Below are 19,868 nucleotides of genomic sequence, written 5' to 3'. Positions count from 1 at the left end.
AGAAACCCGCCATGGCGGGTTTCTTTTTGCGTCCAAGCCAGCGATCAGGCCTGGCGACGGCGGAATAGCGGCTCCGGTTGGTCGACCGCGCTCTGGTAGGTCACGCTGAAGTCGCGCAGACCGGCCAGGGCCGCTTCCGGATCGCGGTCGGCGCGGACCACATAGGCGTCGAAGCCGCAGCGCTTGAGAAAGAACAGCTGGTCCTGCAGCACATCGCCGATGGCGCGCAACTCGCCAGTCCAGCCGAAGCGCTCGCGCAGCAGCCGGGCGTAGGAGTAGCCGCGACCGTCGACGAAGGCCGGGAAGTTGATGGCGATCAGATCGAAATGCTCAAGGTCGCCGGCGATGCTTTCCGGCTCTTCGTCGCTGTCCAGCCAGATGCCCAGTTTGCCGTCGCGGCAGGTGAGGGCATGGCCGTGCTCCAGCCACAGGGCGGCCGGGATGATCACGTCGTCGCTGTTGGGAACGTCTGCGAAGGCGACGTCCTTGGGCAGCAGGTGCCAGTTGTCGGTGACCAGCTGGTCGCCCTTAATGATTCTTTGCATAGACGCGCTCCTTGAAGGGGTCGATACCGATACGGCGGTAGGTGTCGATGAAGCGCTCGTCTTCGGTGCGTTGCTCGACGTAGACGTTGATCAGCTTGCCGATCACCTCGGGCATCTGGTCCTGGGCGAAGGAGGGGCCGAGGATCTTGGCCAGGGTGGCGTCGCGGCCGGCGTCGCCGCCCAGGGACACCTGGTAGAACTCCTCGCCCTTCTTGTCCACGCCGAGGATGCCGATGTGGCCGACGTGGTGGTGGCCGCAGGCGTTCATGCAGCCGGAGATGTTGAGGTCCAGCTCGCCAATGTCGAACAGATAGTCCAGGTCGTCGAAGCGGCGCTGGATGGATTCGGCGATGGGGATCGACTTGGCGTTGGCCAGGGAGCAGAAATCACCGCCCGGGCAGCAGATCATGTCGGTCAGCAGGCCGATGTTGGGGGTGGCGAAGCCATGCTCGCGCAGCGCGTGCCACAGCTCCAGCAACTGGTCCTGGCGCACGTCGGCGAAGATGACGTTCTGCTGGTGGGAGGTGCGCAGCTCGCCGAAGCTGTAGCGATCGGCCAGGTCGGCCATGGCGTCCAGCTGGCGATCGGTGACGTCGCCGGGGGCCACGCCGGTGGGCTTGAGCGACAGGGTCACGGCGACATAGCCCGGACGCTTGTGGCGGAAGGTGTTGCGCTGGCGCCAGCGGGCGAAGCCGGGGTGCTCGGCGTCCAGGCGGGCGAGGGCCTCGTCCTGGTCCTGCAGCTCGGCATAGGCCGGATCGACGAAGAAGGCGGAGACCCGCGCGACCTCGGCGTCGGTCAGGGTGATGGGACCGTCCTTGAGGTGGGCCCATTCGGCCTCGACCTTTTCGGCGAAGGCCTCGGCGCCCAGGGCCTTGACCAGGATCTTGATGCGCGCCTTGAACTTGTTGTCGCGGCGACCGTAGCGGTTGTAGACCCGCAGGGTGGCTTCCAGGTAGCTGAGCAGATGCTGCCAGGGCAGGAATTCGCGGATGAATTCGCCGGTGTGGGGGGTACGGCCCTGGCCGCCGCCGACCAGCACGCGGAAGCCCAGCTCGCCGGCCTCGTTGCGCACCGCTTCCAGGCCGATGTCGTGCACCTCGATGGCGGCACGATCCAGCGCGGCGCCGTTGACGGCGATCTTGAACTTGCGCGGCAGGAAGGCGAATTCGGGGTGGAAGGTCGACCACTGGCGGATGATCTCGCACCAGGGGCGCGGATCGATCAGCTCGTCGTGGGCGACGCCGGCAAACTGGTCGGTGGTGGTGTTGCGGATGCAGTTGCCGCTGGTCTGGATGGCGTGCATCTGCACGGTGGCCAGCTCGGCGAGGATCTCGGGGACGTCTTCCAGCTCCGGCCAGTTGAACTGGAAGTTCTGCCGGGTGCTGATGTGGGCGTAGCCCTTGTCGTAGTCACGGGCGATCTGCGCCAGCTTGCGCACCTGGGTGGTGTTCAGCAGGCCATAGGGCACGGCGACCCGCAGCATGGGCGCATAGCGCTGGATGTAGAGGCCGTTCTGCAGGCGCAGCGGGCGGTATTCTTCGCCACCCAGCTCTCCGGCCAGGAAGCGGCGGGTCTGGTCGCGAAACTGGGCGACACGTTCTTCGACGATCCGTTGATCGTACTGATCGTAAACGTACATGGTCATCCTGCTGTCAGGCGGCGCGCACGGCTGCGCGTGATCGAAGTCTTGGGCACCCCGGGGGCGCTCTGGCGACTTTTCTAGGCCGTGCACGATAGCAGCAGGTCTATATGCTTAAAAGCGATGTTTCTTTATATATAAATCTATTCCGGCGATAAGCGGAGAGTGGGTGGGCGGCGCCGGACACCGCCCACCGCGGGCCTCAGTTGAGGCCCAGCTTGCCGCGCAGGGTGGAGAGGTCTTCGGCCAGGGTGTTGACCGGACCGACCAGGGCCTTGCGGTCACGCTCGCTGACCTTGTCGTAGGTCTCGAAGCCGCCGTCCTTGGTCTTGTACTTGGCCAGGATCTTGTCGACCGTGGCGAAGTTCTTGTCGACCTTGGCGACGAAGGCCTGGTCCTGCTTCTCGATCTGCGGGCGGAACAGGTCGACGATCTTCTTGGCGCCATCGACGTTGGCCTGGAAGTCGTAGAGATCGGTGTGGCTGTAGCGCTCTTCCTCGCCCGACACCTTGGTCGCCGCCACTTCCTCCATCAGCGCCGCAGCGCCACCCACCACCTTTTCCGGCGGGAAGGTCAGGCCGTCGACGCGGGCCTGCAGGTCCTTGACGTCGGCCAGCAGCTTGTCGGCGACGGGACCCTGGCCCTCGGTGGTGTTCTGGGTGAAGAGTGCGTATTCCAGGCGGTGGAAGCCGGTAAAGTCCTCGGATTTCACGCCCTGCTCATGGTCGTCTTCGCGGGAGTCGATGGCGGCGTCCAGGTCGCTGAACAGCTCGGCGATGGGCTCCACCTGCTCGTAGGAGACCCGCGTCGGCGCATAGAGCTTGCGCGCGGTGGCCAGGTCGCCGCGCTTGACCGCCGCGGTGAAGGCCTGGGTCTGCTCGGTGAGCTTGGCCAGGTTGTCGGTGACATAGATCTTGTAGTCGGAGATGGGGCCGACCAGATCCAGCGGCGAGTTGGCCGCGAAGGCCGGCGTGGCGAGGGCCAGACCGAGGGCAATGGCGAGGAACGAGCGTTTCATTCGACTTCTCCTGTCGAGGTATTAAAGCGATGCGGCGGCCAGCAGGCTGCGGCCGAGGTAGTCCTTGGCATCGGTGATCCCCGGCAGGACGAAGAAGTAACCGCCGCCGATGGGCTTGATGTATTCCTCCAGGGGCTCACCATCCAGCCGCTTCTGCACGGCGATGAAGCCCTGTTCCAGGTCGGCCTGGTAGGCGATGAACAGCAGGCCCATGTCGAGCTGGCCGTTCTTGCGCACACCGTTGGAGTAGTTGAAGGGGCGGCGCAGGATCAGGTTGCGCTGGCTCTCCGCGGTGCGGGGATTGGCCAGGCGGATATGGGCGTCCAGCGGCGTGACCTTGCCCTTGGGATCGCTGGCATAGTCCGGCACATCGGTCTCGTGACCGCCGGCCATGGGCGCGCCACTGGCCTTGCGCCGCCCGAAGATGGCTTCCTGTTCCTGCAGCGGGGTGCGATCCCAGCGCTCGACGAAATTGCGGATGATGCGCACCGCCTGATAGCTGCCCTGGGCCGCCCAGGCCGGCTCGCCGCTGCCGGGCTGGACCCAGACGATCCGGTCCATCGCCTGCTGGTCGGTGGAGTCGGGGTTGGCCGAGCCATCGCGAAAGCCCAGGAAGTTGCGCGCGCTCTCGGCGGGCTGACCGGGTGGCGGATCCTGCACCGGCACGCTGCCTTCCTGCTTCCAGCGGATCGCCAGCAGGTCGGGCAGATTCTTCACGATGTCGCGCAGGGCGTGGATGTTGGTGTCCGGGGTGTTGGCACAGAATTGCAGGCAGAGATCGCCGTGGCAGCAGTCCGCTTCCAGGGCGTCGTTGGGAAAGCCGGTCATGCGCTGCAGCTGCCGCGGCTTGACCGCGGTGAGGCCGAAGCGGTCATCGAAGAGCGATTCGCCCACCGAGACGGTGATGGTCAGGTTGTCCGGCGTCACCACAGGACCGAGGATGCCGGAATCCAGCGGTGGCAATTTGGGGTCGACCTCGGGCACCGGGCCGCCCTGCATGAGAAAGCGGATGCGCTCGTCGAGGGTCCGCAGCAGGCGTTCCAGGTCCTCGCGATCGCTGGCCAGCACATCGAAGGCCACGATCATTCCGGCCGCCGGCCGTGGGGTGACGATGCCGCTCTGGTGCAGGCCAAGGAACGCCTGGCGCTGATGGGTATTGGCGCTGCCGGGGGCACGGGTCACCTCGGCGGTGCTGGCCGCCCGGGCGTGCATCGGGCAGAGCCCGGCACCGGCCAGGGCCACGCTGGCGGCGCCGAGGCCACCCAGCAGGCGGCGACGTTCGATGTTGGGCTGATCGGGAGCGGACTTCTTCATGGCGTGGTCTTGGTCGCGGCCAGGCCCAGGGCCGGGGCGATCTGGTCGAGGGAGTCGGCCAGTGCCTGGGCCGCGGCGGCGATGCGCTGGCGGTCGTCGGGGGAAAGGGTGGAGTAGGGACGCTGGACATCGCCCAGGGCCGTAGCGAAGGCGTCGGCCTGGGTATCCAGGCGGTGCTGCAGCTCGGGATGACCCTTGCCGAGCAGGGGGCGCAGCAACTCGATCACCTTGCGCGTGCCATCCAGATTGGCGGCGAAGCCGGGCAGCACGAGCTGGCTGTAGCGCTCTTCCTCACCCGAGATCCGGGTGCCGGCCAGGTTGTGCAGCAGGCGCGCGGCATTGCCACTGAGTTGTTCCGGCGGCAGCGACTGGCCGAGCAGGGCGTCGCGCAGGGCGGCGGCGTCCTGCTCGAGGCGAGTGGCGACCGCTGTCAGGCCCTGGGTGCTGTTGCCAGCGAAGAGGCCCTGTTCGAGGCGATGGAAGCCACCAAAGGCCGGATCCTGTTCGCGCTTTTCGTAGTAGTCGGCGCGGGCATTGAGGCGATTGTCCAGTTCGGCGAAGCGCTGCGCGGTCGCCGCCAGGCGCTGGTAGGGCAGGCGGGCGGCCGCATAGGCGGCGCGTGCCTGCTCCAGGTCGCCCGCGGTCAGCGCCTGCTGCAGGGTGGCGAGACCCTGCAGCAGCAAGCGGCTCTGCTGATTCAGGTAGACGCGGTATTCCGACAGCGGGCCGACGAACTGGGTCAGGGTCGGACCGGCCTTGCTGGCGGCTTCCGAGGCGGCGGTCGGGAGTACCTTCAGGGTGCCTCGCGGATTGCTCAGCAGACCGCAGGTGATGGCGTAGTCGCCGGGGGCCAGGGTGGCATTGATGACCTGACTGAGGCCGGGGGCGATGTTCTCGCGCTCCTCGACCACCAGGACGCCATCGAGAATCTCCCACTCCACCGCCCGGTCCGAGCGGTTGACGATACGAAAGCGCGCCGGCCCGGCGGGTACCTGCAGGGCGTTGGGTTCGCAGCGATTGGCGAGGATGTCGACCTTGATTTCGCCGTCGGCCACGGTGGCGTGACGCTCGCCTGCGGCGCGCGAGGCATAGTAGAAGGCCGCGGCGGCTGCGATCAGCAGGGTGGCCGAGCCGACCACGGCCAGGCGCAGCGCCAGGGAGCCCTGCTTCGGCGGATGGGGGTTGGCGTGATTCAAGACGGGCGCTCCAGCGAGGCAGGGGTGGTCACGGCAGGACGCTGGGGCGGCGCCGGGGTGCGGAAGAACAGCGGCAGGGTGACGGCCAGGAACAGCAGATAGGCGCCCAGCGTGCTGACGGTCGGAGTGTCCTGGTAGCCGAACATCCCGGCCAGCACCGTACCGACCGGGCCGTCGGCGGGCAGCGCGTGACTCCAGTCGAAGACCACCTGCTGCAGCGAATTCCACAGGCCGGCTTCATGCAGCGCCTTGACCGAGTTGGTGAACAGGCCGGCCGCGACGAAGAGGATGAACAGGCCGGTGAAGCGGAAGAACTTGCCCAGGTTCAGTCGTACGCCGCCGGTATAGAGGCCATAGCCCACGGCGATGGCGATGATCAGCCCCAGCAGGGCACCCAGGGGCGCGCCGGGGCCGGCGCTCTGCTGGAAGATCGCCAGCAGGAAGAACACGGTTTCCAGGCCTTCGCGAGCGACCGCCAGGAAGACCATGCCGATCAGGGCATAGACCTGGTTGCGCGAGGCGGACAGGGCGTTTTCCAGGGAGTCGTGCAGTTCGGTCTTGATCGAGCGCGCCGCCTTGCGCATCCAGAACACCATGGAGGTGAGGATGGCGGTGGCCGCCAGACCGACCACCGCTTCGAACAGCTCCTGCTGACGCTGCGGGAATTCGGCGCTGGCCAGTTGCAGGCCGGCGCCGACGAACAGCGACAGGGCGGCGGCCAGCATGACGCCGATCCAGACCGCTGGCATCCAGTGGCCGCGACCGGTGCGTTGCAGGTAGCTGGCGATGATGCCAACGATGAGCGCCGCTTCGATGCCTTCGCGGAGCATGATCAGAAAGGGAACGAGCATGAAAGCTATCACCGACAGAAGCGAAGGGGCGCAGAGGCGCCCGGAGGTCGGTGATTTGTATCACAATGATTCGGATTGTTAAATGCGGATGATTCTCGTGCCTCGCGGATCCGCTGACTGGTTGGCAGCGGATCCCCGTATTGCAGAGCCTCAGGCGCGAAAGACCACGGCGGTATCCGGCGCCTTGCCGGTAGAGAAGCGGTGGATCTCGCGCCAGCTGCGCAGATCGACCACCGCTAGCTGGTTGTCCTCCTGGGCCGCGAAGAGCCGCTCGCCGCGGGGATCGAGGTTGAGTCCGGGCACGGCGCTGCCCATGGGCAGATAGGCAACTTCAGCGAGGGTATCGGGCCGCAGCAGCGAGAGGCTCTTGTCCGACAGGTTGGAGACCAGCAGGCGGCCATCGGGCAGGGCGGCTACCCGTACCGCTTCGCCGCGCAGCTTGACCTGGCGGATCGGCGTCAGGTCGCGGGCATCCAGCGCATGTAGGATGCCGGCGAAGCGATCCAGCACATAGAAGGTGCGCTCGTCCGGACTCAGGCAGCAGCCCTCCGGCGCCTGGCCGAGGTACCTCTTCACCGGCAGCACTGCAGGATTGTGCGCATCGACCAGGATCACCAGACCGCTCAGGGTGTCGGCAACGTAGGCGCGGCGTCCGTCACGGGTCAGGACGAAGTAGTGGCTGCGGGTGCCACCAACCGGGACGATCTGGCTGGGATATTCGGCGGTGGCGGGGCGATCGAAGCGGATGAGCAGCGAGTCGGTCTCGCTCAGCACATAGAGGCGACCCTGGTCGTCCAGGCGCATGCCGTGCAGGCGGTGATAGGGCGACAGGTCGATGGCTCTCACCAGCCGGCGCTCGGCGAGATCGATCACGCTGACCTGATGGCCGCCTTCGCCGGGCGCCTGCCAGCTCTTGACCCCGTACTGGCCGACGTAGGCATAGCGACCCTGGCGGTCCGCGACGATTTCATGGGGTTGCTCGGGCAATTCCAGACTGCCGATGCGCTTGCCATCGGCCAGGCGATAGAAGCCGAGGCCGGGGGCTTCCTTCTCGACCAGGGCGAGGTATTCGTCGCCCGCTGCGAGGGCATTGAGCGGATAGCCGCCCAGCAGGGGCAGGGCGGCACTGGCAGCCAGCAGGCCGAGGGTCCGGCGGCGATTCAGGTGGGGCATAGGAGGTCTCCCGAGCGGCAAGCCTCCCTGCCAGGGTCAAGCATCCGTGCTAGTCGAATAGACCCTTGAACCAGGTCCAAACTCCGAAGGAGTAATCGGGAAAGATGTCGATGCCCAGCGCCGACTTGAGCAGATAGAGAAGCAGCAGACCCACCAGGCCACAGGCCAGCAGGATCACCGCCAGCAAGGTGGCCTTGCCGAGCAGGGACAATTCCTGCTCCAGGCGGGAGAGTTGACGGTAGTTGCGACCGGCGAGGAAGACGAAGTAGTAACGGCGGTGCCAGAACTTGACGGTGCCGCGCAGATCGACGCTGTGCTTGCCCCAGCTGCGGGTGCCGAAGGCCAGCTTGAGGGCTTCCAGCTGCTCCTCGGTAAAGGATTCGCGCAGCTCTTCGGGCAGGCGTTCCTTCAGACCGGCGATGAAGGGGTCGTGGCGTTTGATGCGATCCTGCATGGAAAAAGCTTCCCTCTGAATGGTGCGAGTGCACTCTGAGAGGCCGCCCGGCCTGGCGTTCCGCCAGATCTGATGGGCGGGGCCAGTCGCAGGACGATCGGTCAGACGCTGACGCGCACCGGGCGCAGCACCTCGGCCCGGGCCCGCAACTGGCCACAACCGCCATCGACATCCTGGCCCGCGGAATTGCGCACCTTGGTCAGCAGACCGCGGCTGTGCAGGTAGCGCACGATCTGCACGATGCGCTCGCCAGTGGGCCGCTGGTAGTCGTCCACTTCCAGGCTGTTGTAGGGAATCAGGTTGAGCACGCCGTACTTGCCCTTCATCAGCCGCAGCAGTTCGTCCATCTCGTCCTGGCTGTCGTTGATGCCGGCCAGCAGCGTCCACTGGTACTGGATCGGATAGCCGATCAGCCGGGCATAGGCTTCCCCCTGCTCGATCAGCTCGCCGGGTTCGTACCGGGGCGCCTTGGGCAGCAGGCGGGCCCTTCGCTCGGCATGGGTGCTGTGCAGCGACAGCGCCAGCGCCGGCCTGACCGCCTGCTGCGGCAGTCGCTCGAATACCCGCGGATCGCCGACGGTGGAAAACACCAGGTTGCGATGGCCGATGCCACCGGCCGTGCCCAGCAGGTCGATGGCTTCCAGCACGTTGTCCAGGTTGTGCGCCGGCTCGCCCATGCCCATGAAGACCACCTTCTTGACCGGCCTGATGCGTCGCGCCAGGGCCACCTGGGCGACGATCTCGGCGCTGCCCACCTGACGCAGGAGGCCGCTCTTGCCGGTCATGCAGAACACGCAGCCCACCGCGCAGCCGACCTGGGACGACACGCAGAGTCCATCACGGGGCAGCAGCACGCTTTCCACCGCCTGGCCATCGCCGAGGGTCACCAGCATCCGCGCCGAACCGTCGGCGCCCGGGTGCTCCGAGGTCACCCGGGCCAGGCCTTCCAGTCGCGCGGTCAGCGCCGGAATGGCGTGGCGCACCTCCAGGGGCAGGAAGTTTTCCGCCTGCTGGCGCCGGGTGCCGGTGTCCAGGGGCAGCCCCTGACACCAGGCGCGCAGGATGCGGGCGCTGTGCTTGGGCTTGGCGCCGGCATCGGCGAGCAACTGGACGACATCGGAGATACGCATTGGAAAAGGGCAGGTCGAGGGCGGGCGGCGATAATAGGACAGGGCAGGGATGCTATCCTAGTCCTTTGCAAGACGAGGACCCGTCATGAAGTTCATTCACCAGCGCGAGCATCTCAACGAGGGCGACCTGGTCGTCATCCAGAGTTCGGGGGTGTGCAACATCCGCCTGATGAACGATGCCAATTTCCGCAGCTTCAAGAATGGCGGCCGCCACACCTATCACGGTGGCGCCTTCGACACCTTTCCGGCGCGCATCACGGTACCGAGCACTGGCTTCTGGAACATCACCCTGGACACCGTCACCAAACGGCCGATCAGCGTGACCCGCAAGCCCGAGATCAAGCACTCGATCAAGATCGTTCGCCGCTCGCCTTCCGAGCTGCGCTGAGCCGGCGGTCACCCGTCCCTGGGTGACTCCTGCCGCTACTTCGGCTGCAATTCCAGCAGTCGCGCCTTGGCACCGTCTTCCAGCACCCAGAGGCTGCCGTTGGGGCCTTCCTCGACGTCGCGGATGCGCGTGCCCATGGCATAGCGCTCGACCTCGCGCGCCTCTTCGCCCTTGAGTTCGATCCGCACCAGCGCCTTGGACGACAGCCCGCCGATGAAGGCATTGCCTTTCCAGGCGGGGAAGCGGTCGCCTGCGTAGATCATCAGGCCGGCCGGCGAGATCACCGGCGTCCAGGTGATCTTGGGCGGGATGAATTCCGGGCGCGTCGCGTGATCCGGAATCGGCTTGCCGCCATAGTGGTCGCCATTGGAGACCTCGGGATAGCCGTAGTTGCCGCCGCGCTGGATCAGATTCAGTTCGTCGCCACCCTGGGGGCCCATTTCCTGTTCCCACAGGCGGCCCTGGGCGTCAAAGGCGATACCCAGTGGATTGCGATGGCCCAGCGACCAGACCTGGGCCGCGACGCCGCCCTGCTGGGCGAAGGGGTTGTCGGCCGGCGTGCTGCCATCGTCGTTGAGGCGGATGAGCTTGCCCAGGTTGCCGCTCATGTCCTGGGCCGGGGTGAATTTCTGCCGTTCCCCCGAAGTGATCCACAGCTTGCCGTCCGGGCCGAATCTCATGCGATGGCCATAGTGACCGTTGCCGGTGACCTTGGGCGTCTGCCGCCAGATCACCTTGAGATCGCCCAGCGAACCACTGCCGTCCTGCTTCAGGGTCAGCTTGGCCCGGGCGACCGCCGCGCCCTGGGTGCCGTCTTCGCCGGCCTCGGCATAGCTGAGGTAGATCAGCCCGTTGCTGGCGTATTGCGGATGCAGGATGACATCGCCCAGCCCGCCCTGGCCGGCGGCGACCACCTTGGGTACCCCGCTGATATCCTGGGCCTTGCCGGTCTGCACGTTCAGGTGCTTGAGGACGCCGCCTTTCTCGGTGACCAGGGCGGTGCCGTCCGGCAGGAAGGCGATGGCCCAGGGTGCGTCCAGGGTGGCCCGTGGTGTGGCGGTGAAGGGCCACTGAGCTTCACTCAGCGCCTGGGGCGCGGCACTGGCGTTCAGGGTGGCGAGACCGAGCAGGAGACTGCCGGCGGCTAGGGTAAGGCCTTTCATGGGCACGCGGTCCTCGTCGATGGAAGTCCCTACACCCTAGTAGGGACGCCCGCGGAAAGGGCCGCGTTTTTGTTACCTGAGGCGTCTGCCAGGCTAGTTGTCGTACCCCAGATTCGGCGCCAGCCAGCGCTCCGTCACCGCCAGCTCCTGGCCCTTGCGCTCGGTGTAGCTGTCCACCTGATCCCGGTCGATCTTGCCCACGGCGAAGTACTGGGCCTCGGGATGGGCGAAGTACCAGCCACTGACGGCGGCGGCGGGGAACATGGCGTAGTGCTCGGTGAGAAAGACGCCGCTGCGACCGGCCTCGTTGAAGCGGGCCTCGGGGTCCAGCAGCTTGAAGAGGGTGGCCTTCTCGGTATGGTCGGGGCAGGCCGGGTAGCCGGGAGCGGGGCGGATGCCCTTGTACTGCTCGCGGATCAGCGCCTCGTTGTCCAGGGTCTCGTCCGCGGCATAGCCCCAGTGCTCCTTGCGCACCCGCTCGTGCAGCCACTCGGCACAGGCTTCGGCGAGACGATCGGCCAGGGCCTTGACCATTATGGAGTTGTAGTCGTCGCCCTTGCGCTCGTAGTCCTTGGCCAGCTCCTCGGCGCCGATGCCGGCGGTGACGATAAAGCCGCCCATGTAGTCGGTGACGCCGGTTTCCTTGGGCGCGACGAAGTCGGCCAGGGACAGGTTGGGCTTGCCCTCGGGCTTGATGGTCTGCTGGCGCAGGTGGTGCAGGGTGGCCAGCGGCTGGCCGTCCTCGCCATAGACTTCCAGGTCGTCGTCACGCACCTGGTTGGCCGGCCAGAAGCCGAACACGGCGCGGGCCTTGATCAGCTTCTCGTCGATCAGCTTCCTGAGCATGGCCTGGGCGTCGTGGAACAGTGCGGTGGCCGCTTCACCCACGACCTCGTCGGTGAGGATGCGCGGGTACTTGCCGGCCAGGTCCCAGGAGATGAAGAAGGGCGTCCAGTCGATGTACTCGGCCAGGACTGCCAGGTCGATGTCCTCCAGCACCCGGGTGCCGGTAAAGCTGGGCGTGGGCGCCTGGTAGCCGAGCCAGTTGAAGGCGGGCTTGTTGGCCACTGCCTTGGCATAGGACAGGCGTTCGGTGCGGGCGCTGCGACTGGCGGTGCGCTCGCGGACCTCGACGTAGTCGGCGCGGGTGCGCTCGACGAAGCCGGCCTTGAGTTCCTTGGACAGCAGCTGAGTAGCTACGCCCACGGCGCGGGAGGCATCGGTGACATAGACCACGGCATCGTTCTTGTACTGCGGCTCGATCTTGACCGCGGTATGGGCCTTGGAGGTGGTGGCGCCGCCGATCATCAAGGGCAGGGTGAAGCCCTGGCGCTGCATCTCCTTGGCGACATGGACCATCTCGTCCAGCGAAGGGGTGATCAGACCGGACAGGCCGATGATGTCGCACTTCTCGGCGATGGCGGTCTGCAGGATCTTTTCCGCCGGGACCATGACGCCCAGGTCGACGATGTCATAGCCGTTGCAGCCCAGCACCACGCCGACGATGTTCTTGCCGATGTCGTGGACGTCGCCCTTGACCGTGGCCATGAGGATCTTGCCCTTGGCTTCGGGCTTGTCGCCTTTCTCCGCCTCGATGAACGGGATCAGGTGCGCCACCGCCTGCTTCATCACCCGGGCGGACTTGACCACCTGGGGCAGGAACATCTTGCCCGAGCCGAACAGGTCGCCGACCACGTTCATGCCGCTCATCAGCGGGCCTTCGATGACCTCGATGGGCCGCGCGCACTGCTGCCGGCATTCCTCGGTGTCCTCGACGATATAGGTGGTGATGCCCTTGACCAGCGCATGCTCCAGGCGTTTGTCCACCGGCAGGCCACGCCATTCCTCGGTCTCGGCCTCCTTGACCGCGCCGCCGCCCTTGTAGTCGTCGGCGATGGCCAGCAGGGCATCGGTGCCGGCCAGGGTACGGTTGAGCACCACGTCTTCGACCCGCTCGCGCAGGGCGGCGGGGATCTCGTCATAGATCTCCAGCTGACCAGCGTTGACGATGCCCATGGTCAGGCCGTTCTGGATGGCGTGGTAGAGGAAGACCGAGTGGATGGCCTCGCGCACCGGGTTGTTGCCACGGAAGGAGAAGGAGACGTTGGACACGCCGCCCGAGGTCAGGGCATAGGGCAGGTTGTCGCGGATGAAGGCGCAGGCGTTGATGAAGTCGACCGCGTAGTTGTTGTGCTCCTCGATCCCGGTCGCCACGGCGAAGATGTTGGGGTCGAAGATGATGTCTTCCGGCGGAAAGCCGACTTGGTTGACCAGGATGTCGTAGGAGCGCGCGCAGATCTCGTTCTTGCGCGCCTCGGTGTCGGCCTGGCCGTCTTCGTCGAAGGCCATGACCACCACCGCCGCGCCGTATCTCTTGCACAGCTTGGCGTGATGGATGAAGGCCTCGACGCCTTCCTTCATGGAGATGGAATTGACGATGCCCTTGCCCTGGATGCACTTGAGACCGGCCTCGATCACCTCCCACTTGGAGGAGTCGATCATGATCGGTACCCGGGAGATATCCGGCTCGGAGGCGATCAGGTTGAGGAAGGTGACCATGGCCGCCTTCGAATCCAGCATGCCCTCGTCCATGTTGATGTCGATGACCTGGGCGCCGGCTTCCACCTGCTGCTGGGCCACTTCCAGGGCCTCGGCGTAGTTCTCCTCGCGGATCAGCCGGGCGAACTTGGCCGAGCCGGTGATGTTGGTGCGCTCGCCGACGTTGACGAACAGCGAGTCGCGGCTGATGGTGAAGGGCTCCAGGCCGGAGAGGCGGCAGGCCTTGGGAATCTCGGGCGGCTGGCGCGGCGGATGCTTGGCGACCGCCTCGGCGATGGCCTGGATATGCGCCGGGGTGGTACCGCAGCAGCCACCGACGATGTTGAGCAGGCCGCTGGCGGCGAATTCCTCGACCACCGCCGCCATCTGCGCGGGGCTTTCGTCGTATTCGCCGAAGGCATTGGGCAAGCCGGCGTTGGGGTGGGCGGAGACGAAGGTGTCGGCCTTGGTCGCCAATTCCTCGACGTAGGGCCGCAATTCCTTGGCCCCCAGGGCGCAGTTGAGGCCGACGGAAATCGGCTGGGCGTGCCGCACCGAGTTCCAGAAGGCCTCGGTGGTCTGGCCCGACAGGGTACGGCCGGAGGCGTCGGTGATGGTGCCGGAGATCATGATCGGCAGCTCGACGCCGACCTCCTCGAACACGCCCTGGACCGCGAAGATGGCCGCCTTGGCGTTGAGGGTGTCGAAGATGGTTTCGATCAGGATGAGGTCGGCGCCGCCTTCGATCAGGCCGCGGGTGGCCTCGGTGTAGTTCTCCACCAGCTCGTCGAAGGTGACATTGCGATAGCCGGGGTTGTTGACGTCCGGAGAGATGGAGCAGGTCCGACTGGTCGGGCCGAGCACCCCGGCGACGAAACGCGGGCGATCCGGGGTCTCCAGGGTCTTGGCGTCGGCCACCTCGCGGGCGACGCGGGCGCCGGCCAGATTCAGCTCATAGGTGATGGCCTCCATGCCGTAGTCGGCCTGGGAGACGCGCGTGGCATTGAAGGTGTTGGTTTCCAGGATGTCGGCGCCGGCATCCAGGTAGGCCTTTTCGATCTCGGCGATGATCTTCGGCTGGGTCAGCAGCAGCAGGTCGTTGTTGCCCTTGACGTCGCTCGGCCAGTCGGCGAAACGCTCGCCACGGTAGTCCGCTTCTTCCAGCCGATAGCTCTGGATCATGGTGCCCATGCCGCCGTCGAGGATGAGGATGCGCTGCGCGAGGGCGTGGCGGAGGGCGGCGAGGCGAGAGCTGCGATCGGTCATGGGCATTCCACAGAGATGAAGAGACGCTGGACAAAGGGTGGCAGCATAGCAAAAGCCGGCGCCTGCCCCGGTATTGGCGACGGTCCATGATGAACAGCGCTCATGCAGGGTCGGCGAGTCTTTCATGGCGAAAACGTCTGACGATCTGGCGCGTCTGGTGGGCAAGCCCTTCAAGTGCTGCTTTACTGGCAATTGACCGACGTTTACTGTGCGTCAAAACAGTGTCATGGAAGGTGGCCGTGATTCCTCTGGTGATATGCGACGACTCGAACATGGCGCGCAAGCAGCTGGTTCGCTCCCTGCCCGAAGGCTGGGCGGTATCCATCACCCAGGCCACCAACGGCGAGGAAGCCCTCACGGCGCTGCGCCAGGGGCTGGGTCAGGTGATGCTGCTGGACCTGACCATGCCGATCCTGGACGGCTACGGCACCCTGGCGGCCATCCGCAACGAAGGCCTGGCAGTCAAGGTGATCGTCGTCTCCGGCGACGTCCAGGACCAGGCGGTGGCCCGGGTGCGCGAACTTGGCGCCCTGGACTTCCTGCGCAAGCCGGCCGATCCCGCCGAACTGGCCGCGGTACTCGAGCGCCATGGTCTCTATAGCCCCAGCCCTGCGGCGCTGCCGGAACCGGTCGCACGTCCCGAGCTGGAGGTGAGCTTCCGCGACGCCTTCCGCGAGGTGGTCAACGTTTCCATGGGGCGGGCCGGCGCGCTGCTGGCCAAGGCGCTGGATGTCTTCGTCCAGCTGCCGATTCCCAACGTCAATATCCTTGAAGTCAGCGAGCTGCACATGACGCTGGTGGACGCCCAGCGCGAGGATCGCCTCAGCGCGGTCTGCCAGGGCTATATCGGCGAGGGTATCGCCGGCGAAGCGCTGCTGATCTTCCACGACTCCGAATTCGACGACATGGCCAAGCTGGTGCGCTGGCGCGAGGCAGGGGAGTCCGGTGACATCGAGATGCTGCTGGATCTGTCGAGCATCATCATCGGCGCCTGCCTGGCCGGCATCGCCGAGCAGTTCGACATCCGCTTTTCCCAGGGGCATCCGACCATCCTCGGCCACCATGCGTCCATCGACGAACTCATCGTCGTCAACAAGACCCGCTGGAAGAAGACCCTGGCGGTCGAACTCAGCTACAGCCTGGAAGGCCATAACGTCCACTTCGATCTGCTGCTGCTGTTCACCGAGGATTCGGTGAAGCGCATCACCCGCAAGATCGGCTACCTGATGAGTTGAGCATGGCGGCACAGATCGATATCAACGAACTCCACTGGCTGCTGGACATCGTGCAGAACATCGATGTCGGCGTGGTGGTGCTGGACCTCGACTACCGCATCGAGGTCTGGAACAGCTTCATGGAAAACCATTCCGGACGGATCCTCAGCGAGGTCAGCCAACAGTCGCTGTTCGCCGTCTTCGCCGAAATCGACGAGGCCTGGTTTCGCGCCAAGGCCGAGAGCGTGGTGCTGCTGGGTACCCGGGCCTTTTCCATCTGGGAACAGCGGCCCTACCTGGTCCACTTCAAGAGCTACCAGCCGATCACCGGCGTGGAAGCCTTCATGTACCAGAACGTCACCCTGCTGCCGCTGCGGGATTCCACCGGTGCCATCGCCCACATCTGCGTGGTGATCTACGACGTCACCGATGTCGCCATCAACAAGCGGCAACTGGAGCTCTCCAACGACAAGCTGCAGGAACTGTCGCGTACCGATCGCCTGACCGGTCTGGCCAACCGTGGTTACTGGGAAGAGCGCCTCACCGAGGAATTCGCCCGCCACCAGCGCTATGGCGGTCGCCTGGCGCTGATGATGCTCGACATCGATCACTTCAAGCGCATCAACGACACCTATGGTCATGCCGTCGGCGATCAGGCGATCAAGGCGCTGGCCGGGGTGATCAAGACCCATGTGCGCAATGCCGACATCGCCGGACGCTACGGCGGCGAGGAATTCGGCGTGGTGCTGCTGGACACGGCGGTGGAAGGCGCCCGGTTGCTCGCCGAGCGCCTGCGCGAGGCGGTCGAGGCCATGCGGCTCGACGTGCTGGGGACGCCCATCGCCTTCACCATCAGTGTCGGCATCACCGATCTGTCGGTGCCCCTGGGCAACCACGAGCAGATGATCCAGCAGGCGGACAAGGCCCTGTACGAGTCCAAGCACAACGGGCGCAACCGAGTGACCAGCTTCGTGCAGCGGCTCGACTGAGACGATTATCCGACTGTTTCACTAGGGCTTTCGTCGAGGGGTGGGGTGGCGTAAACTTGTCACACCTGTTGAGGAGTGACCATGAGCGCCATCACCATTACCGACGCGGCTCAGGATTACCTGGCCGACCTGTTGGAAAAGCAGAACACCCCCGGGATCGGTATCCGGATCTTCATTACCCAGCCCGGCACCCAGTACGCCGAGACCTGCATCGCCTACTGCAAGCCCGGCGAAGAGAAGCCCGATGACCAGCCAATCGGGCTGAAGAGCTTTACTGCCTATATCGACGCCATCAGCCAGCCCTTCCTGGAAGACGCCCTGGTGGACTACGCCACCGACCGCATGGGCGGCCAGCTGACCATCAAGGCGCCCAACGCCAAGGTGCCCATGGTCAACGAGGACAGCCCGCTCAACGAGCGCGTCGACTACTACCTGCAGACCGAGATCAATCCGGGGCTCGCCAGCCACGGTGGCATGGTCAGCCTGGTGGACATCGTCGACGACAATGTCGCGGTCCTGCGCTTCGGCGGCGGCTGCCAGGGCTGTGGCCAGGTCGATCTGACCCTCAAGGATGGCGTCGAGCGCACCCTGCTGGAGCGGATCCCCGAGCTCACCGCCGTGCGCGACGTCACCGACCACACCAACCGCGAAAACGCCTACTACTAGAGATAGCGCGTGTTGCGGGTACGAAGGGCTATCGACCGATTCGATAGCCCTTCGGCGTTTCAGTGGCGCGCGGCGTCGTCCGGCAGGGCCATCAGGCGCTGTTCCTGCGCCCAGTCGAAGGCCTCGCCGCGGGATTCCGCTTCGTGGCGACGCTCGTCCAGTCGCTGGTAGAGCGCCAGCTCTTCGTCCGGCATGAAGTGCAGGCAATCGCCGCCAAAGAACCACAGCAGGTCGCGCGGCACCCGGTGGGCGATCTGCGGATAGCGGCTGAAGATCTGGCTGAGCAGGTCCTGGCCGAGATAGGCGTACTCTTCGGGCGCCTGCGGCAGGCCGGCGACTAGTTCGTCGAAGCGGTCGAGGAACAGCGCGTGGTTCTCCGAGGGCACCTGCTCGGCCGCGCCGACGTCGGCCAGGACCGCACGCAGCTGGGCGAGGAGGGCAACGTGGTGGGCGAGATAGGAAGTGGCCATGGGTGTCTCCTGAAAAAGCGGCTGCGCAGTATAGGGGCACTGTCCGACATTGTCTGGTTCGACTAGGATCGAACCTTTGCCCTCTGCCGGGGTTATAGGAAGTAGCACTTTTCTTTGCGAATCAGTTCTTGCCGGGAGGCACATGAGTCTAGCTCTCTCCATTCGTGGTCTGACCAAGACCTACAACAACGGCTTCACCGCGCTCAAGGGCATCGACCTCGACGTGGTCGAAGGTGATTTTTTCGCGCTGCTCGGTCCCAACGGAGCGGGCAAGTCGACCACCATCGGCATCCTCTCGACCCTGGTCAACAAGTCCGGCGGCGAGGTCTCGGTGTTCGGCAACGACCTGGACAAGGATCCGGCGGGCCTCAAGCGCTGCCTCGGCGTGGTGCCCCAGGAATTCAACTTCAACCAGTTCGAGAAGGCCTTCGACATCCTGGTGACCCAGGCGGGCTACTACGGCATCCCGGCGCGGATCGCCGGCGAGCGGGCCGAGGAGTACCTGACCCAGCTCGGCCTGTGGGACAAGCGTGATACCCCCTCGCGCATGCTCTCCGGCGGCATGAAGCGGCGCCTGATGATCGCTCGCGCCCTGATCCACAAGCCGCGCCTGCTGATCCTCGACGAACCCACCGCCGGCGTGGACATCGAGCTGCGCCGCTCCATGTGGAATTTCCTCACCGAGCTGAACGGGCAGGGGACCAGCATCATCCTCACCACCCACTATCTCGAAGAGGCCGAACAGCTCTGCCGCAACATCGCCATCATCGACCATGGCGAGCTGGTCGAGCACACCAGCATGCGCAAGCTGCTGCAAAAGCTGAATGTCGAGACCTTCATCGTCGACGTGGTCCAGCCGCTGACGGCGGCGCCGCAACTGGAAGGCTATCCGACCCGGCTGCTGGGCGATCACTCCTTCGAGGTGGCCATCGACAAGGCCAGCGGGGTCAATGCCCTGTTCCGCCAGCTGGACGCCGCCGGCATCCAGGTGCAGAGCCTGAGAAACAAAGCCAATCGCCTGGAGGAGCTGTTCGTCTCCCTGGTGGAAAAGAATCTAGCCAAGGTCGCCCGATGAGTACCGAATTCCAAGCCAATCTGGTGGCGCTGCGGACCATCGTCCATCGTGAAGTCCGCCGCTTCACCCGCATCTGGGCGCAGACGCTGCTGCCCCCGGCGATCACTATGGTCCTGTACTTCGTGATCTTCGGTAACCTGATCGGCAATCGCATCGGCGGCATGGGTGGCTTCACCTACATGCAGTACATCGTGCCGGGCCTGATCATGATGTCGGTGATCACCAACGCCTACAGCAACGTGGTCTCCAGCTTCTTCAGCAGCAAGTTTCAGCGCTCGGTGGAAGAACTGCTGGTCTCGCCGGTGTCGCCCCACGTCATCCTCATCGGCTATGCCATGGGCGGCATCCTGCGTGGCCTGGCCGTGGCCGCCATCGTCAGCGTGCTGTCGCTGTTCTTTACCCACATGCAGGTGCATCACCTGGGCATCATGCTGCTGGTGATCATCCTCACCGCGGCGATCTTCGCCCTGGGCGGTTTCATCAACGCCGTCTACGCGCGCAACTTCGACGACATCTCCATCGTGCCGACCTTCGTGCTGACGCCCCTGACCTACCTGGGCGGGGTCTTCTATTCCATCGACCTGCTGCCGGCCTTCTGGCAGAAGGTGTCCCTGGTCAATCCGATCCTGCACATGGTCAACGCCTTCCGCTACGGCATCCTCGGGGTGTCCGACATCCGCATCGGGGTGGCGATCGCCTTCATGCTGGTCGCCGTGGTCGTGCTTTATCTGGTCAGCATCCGTCTGCTCGTGAGCGGGCGCGGCATGCGTCATTGA

18 protein-coding genes are annotated in these 19,868 nt (G+C 65.4%); 6 read left to right on the top strand and 12 right to left on the bottom strand.

What is annotated here, in order from left to right; translation table 11 throughout:
• Positions 1-44 precede the first annotated feature (44 nt).
• The 9 genes from DBY63_RS22595 to DBY63_RS22555 form a co-directional block, all read right to left on the bottom strand.
• The gene (locus tag DBY63_RS22595) at positions 45-545 is read right to left on the bottom strand and encodes a DUF934 domain-containing protein (protein WP_027599447.1); all 501 of its coding nucleotides are present in this window, start codon (positions 543-545) and stop codon (positions 45-47) included.
• Positions 529-2,187, bottom strand: a complete 1,659-nt coding sequence (locus DBY63_RS22590; RefSeq protein WP_042134031.1) for a nitrite/sulfite reductase — start codon at positions 2,185-2,187, stop codon at positions 529-531. Before DBY63_RS22590 ends, DBY63_RS22595 begins: the two co-directional genes overlap by 17 nt.
• Positions 2,188-2,389: 202 nt before the next feature.
• Positions 2,390-3,205 carry an iron uptake system protein EfeO gene (efeO, locus tag DBY63_RS22585; protein ID WP_027599445.1) on the bottom strand — a complete coding sequence of 272 codons (816 nt, stop codon included), beginning with the start codon at positions 3,203-3,205 and terminating at the stop codon, positions 2,390-2,392.
• Between the two features lie 21 nt (positions 3,206-3,226).
• Positions 3,227-4,519 (bottom strand): iron uptake transporter deferrochelatase/peroxidase subunit, encoded by a 1,293-nt coding sequence (gene efeB, locus DBY63_RS22580; protein ID WP_027599444.1) that lies wholly within the window; start codon positions 4,517-4,519, stop codon positions 3,227-3,229.
• On the bottom strand, positions 4,516-5,715 hold the full coding sequence (efeO, locus tag DBY63_RS22575; RefSeq protein ID WP_027599443.1) for an iron uptake system protein EfeO: 1,200 nt from the start codon (positions 5,713-5,715) through the stop codon (positions 4,516-4,518). Before efeO (DBY63_RS22575) ends, efeB begins: the two co-directional genes overlap by 4 nt.
• On the bottom strand, positions 5,712-6,566 hold the full coding sequence (gene efeU / locus DBY63_RS22570) for an iron uptake transporter permease EfeU (protein WP_027599442.1): 855 nt from the start codon (positions 6,564-6,566) through the stop codon (positions 5,712-5,714). Before efeU ends, efeO (DBY63_RS22575) begins: the two co-directional genes overlap by 4 nt.
• A 150-nt stretch (positions 6,567-6,716) precedes the next feature.
• A complete protein-coding gene (locus tag DBY63_RS22565; RefSeq protein WP_108582865.1) occupies positions 6,717-7,739 on the bottom strand; it encodes a twin-arginine translocation pathway signal protein in 1,023 nt (340 codons plus the stop codon).
• Positions 7,740-7,788: 49 nt separating this feature from the next.
• Positions 7,789-8,193, bottom strand: a complete 405-nt coding sequence (locus DBY63_RS22560) for a 3-phosphoshikimate 1-carboxyvinyltransferase (RefSeq protein ID WP_108582866.1) — start codon at positions 8,191-8,193, stop codon at positions 7,789-7,791.
• A 101-nt stretch (positions 8,194-8,294) separates the two neighbouring features.
• Complete coding sequence (locus DBY63_RS22555; RefSeq protein ID WP_027599440.1) at positions 8,295-9,323, bottom strand: RNA methyltransferase; 1,029 nt, start codon at positions 9,321-9,323, stop codon at positions 8,295-8,297.
• Between the two features lie 85 nt (positions 9,324-9,408).
• Between DBY63_RS22555 and DBY63_RS22550 the strand changes: the two genes are divergently transcribed.
• Complete coding sequence (locus DBY63_RS22550) at positions 9,409-9,711, top strand: DUF1883 domain-containing protein (RefSeq protein ID WP_017640573.1); 303 nt, start codon at positions 9,409-9,411, stop codon at positions 9,709-9,711.
• 35 nt (positions 9,712-9,746) lie between these two features.
• Here the strand turns inward: DBY63_RS22550 and DBY63_RS22545 are convergent, their stop codons facing one another.
• Entirely contained in the window at positions 9,747-10,874 is a 1,128-nt protein-coding gene (locus DBY63_RS22545) for a PQQ-dependent sugar dehydrogenase (protein ID WP_108582867.1), read from the bottom strand.
• A gap of 93 nt (positions 10,875-10,967) precedes the next feature.
• Positions 10,968-14,678: a methionine synthase gene (gene metH / locus DBY63_RS22540; RefSeq protein ID WP_108582868.1), complete on the bottom strand. Its 3,711-nt coding sequence runs from the start codon at positions 14,676-14,678 to the stop codon at positions 10,968-10,970.
• Positions 14,679-14,911: 233 nt separating this feature from the next.
• Here metH and DBY63_RS22535 point away from each other — a divergent pair, with 233 nt between their 5' ends.
• The 3 genes from DBY63_RS22535 to nfuA all read left to right on the top strand — a co-directional run bounded on the left by DBY63_RS22535 (position 14,912) and on the right by nfuA (position 17,547).
• Positions 14,912-15,913, top strand: coding sequence for a response regulator (locus DBY63_RS22535; RefSeq protein ID WP_108582869.1), 1,002 nt, complete (start codon positions 14,912-14,914; stop codon positions 15,911-15,913).
• 2 nt (positions 15,914-15,915) lie between these two features.
• Positions 15,916-16,881 carry a diguanylate cyclase gene (locus DBY63_RS22530; RefSeq protein WP_007158398.1) on the top strand — a complete coding sequence of 322 codons (966 nt, stop codon included), beginning with the start codon at positions 15,916-15,918 and terminating at the stop codon, positions 16,879-16,881.
• An 81-nt stretch (positions 16,882-16,962) separates the two neighbouring features.
• Positions 16,963-17,547 carry a Fe-S biogenesis protein NfuA gene (gene nfuA / locus DBY63_RS22525; protein WP_007158397.1) on the top strand — a complete coding sequence of 195 codons (585 nt, stop codon included), beginning with the start codon at positions 16,963-16,965 and terminating at the stop codon, positions 17,545-17,547.
• Between the two features lie 59 nt (positions 17,548-17,606).
• On the opposite strand, the gene DBY63_RS22520 is transcribed toward nfuA, so the two are convergent.
• Positions 17,607-18,017 (bottom strand): PA2817 family protein, encoded by a 411-nt coding sequence (locus DBY63_RS22520; RefSeq protein ID WP_007158396.1) that lies wholly within the window; start codon positions 18,015-18,017, stop codon positions 17,607-17,609.
• A gap of 142 nt (positions 18,018-18,159) precedes the next feature.
• On the opposite strand from DBY63_RS22520, the gene DBY63_RS22515 reads away from it, so the two are divergent.
• Both DBY63_RS22515 and DBY63_RS22510 read left to right on the top strand, forming a co-directional pair.
• Entirely contained in the window at positions 18,160-19,092 is a 933-nt protein-coding gene (locus tag DBY63_RS22515) for an ABC transporter ATP-binding protein (protein WP_027599434.1), read from the top strand.
• Positions 19,089-19,868 (top strand): ABC transporter permease, encoded by a 780-nt coding sequence (locus DBY63_RS22510; protein WP_027599433.1) that lies wholly within the window; start codon positions 19,089-19,091, stop codon positions 19,866-19,868. Before DBY63_RS22515 ends, DBY63_RS22510 begins: the two co-directional genes overlap by 4 nt.

It is taken from the genome of Pseudomonas sp. RIT411, assembly GCF_003057735.2.
In the GTDB taxonomy this organism is placed as follows: domain Bacteria; phylum Pseudomonadota; class Gammaproteobacteria; order Pseudomonadales; family Pseudomonadaceae; genus Chryseomonas; species Chryseomonas oryzihabitans.
Note: the sequence above shows the minus strand (reverse complement) of the source record. Positions and strands in the feature narration are given on the sequence as shown.

Bases quoted from the DNA above. Each gene is read 5' to 3' on its own strand.
- DBY63_RS22550 (WP_017640573.1), top strand. From the start codon at position 9,409: ATGAAGTTCATTCACCAGCGCGAGCATCTCAACGAGGGCGACCTGGTC.
- efeO (WP_027599445.1), bottom strand. From the start codon at position 3,205: ATGAAACGCTCGTTCCTCGCCATTGCCCTCGGTCTGGCCCTCGCCACG.
- DBY63_RS22560 (WP_108582866.1), bottom strand. From the start codon at position 8,193: ATGCAGGATCGCATCAAACGCCACGACCCCTTCATCGCCGGTCTGAAG.
- DBY63_RS22520 (WP_007158396.1), bottom strand. From the start codon at position 18,017: ATGGCCACTTCCTATCTCGCCCACCACGTTGCCCTCCTCGCCCAGCTG.
- DBY63_RS22555 (WP_027599440.1), bottom strand. From the start codon at position 9,323: ATGCGTATCTCCGATGTCGTCCAGTTGCTCGCCGATGCCGGCGCCAAG.
- DBY63_RS22510 (WP_027599433.1), top strand. From the start codon at position 19,089: ATGAGTACCGAATTCCAAGCCAATCTGGTGGCGCTGCGGACCATCGTC.
- efeB (WP_027599444.1), bottom strand. From the start codon at position 4,519: ATGAAGAAGTCCGCTCCCGATCAGCCCAACATCGAACGTCGCCGCCTG.
- DBY63_RS22515 (WP_027599434.1), top strand. From the start codon at position 18,160: ATGAGTCTAGCTCTCTCCATTCGTGGTCTGACCAAGACCTACAACAAC.
- nfuA (WP_007158397.1), top strand. From the start codon at position 16,963: ATGAGCGCCATCACCATTACCGACGCGGCTCAGGATTACCTGGCCGAC.
- DBY63_RS22595 (WP_027599447.1), bottom strand. From the start codon at position 545: ATGCAAAGAATCATTAAGGGCGACCAGCTGGTCACCGACAACTGGCAC.
- DBY63_RS22530 (WP_007158398.1), top strand. From the start codon at position 15,916: ATGGCGGCACAGATCGATATCAACGAACTCCACTGGCTGCTGGACATC.
- metH (WP_108582868.1), bottom strand. From the start codon at position 14,678: ATGACCGATCGCAGCTCTCGCCTCGCCGCCCTCCGCCACGCCCTCGCG.
- DBY63_RS22545 (WP_108582867.1), bottom strand. From the start codon at position 10,874: ATGAAAGGCCTTACCCTAGCCGCCGGCAGTCTCCTGCTCGGTCTCGCC.
- DBY63_RS22590 (WP_042134031.1), bottom strand. From the start codon at position 2,187: ATGTACGTTTACGATCAGTACGATCAACGGATCGTCGAAGAACGTGTC.
- efeU (WP_027599442.1), bottom strand. From the start codon at position 6,566: ATGCTCGTTCCCTTTCTGATCATGCTCCGCGAAGGCATCGAAGCGGCG.
- DBY63_RS22565 (WP_108582865.1), bottom strand. From the start codon at position 7,739: ATGCCCCACCTGAATCGCCGCCGGACCCTCGGCCTGCTGGCTGCCAGT.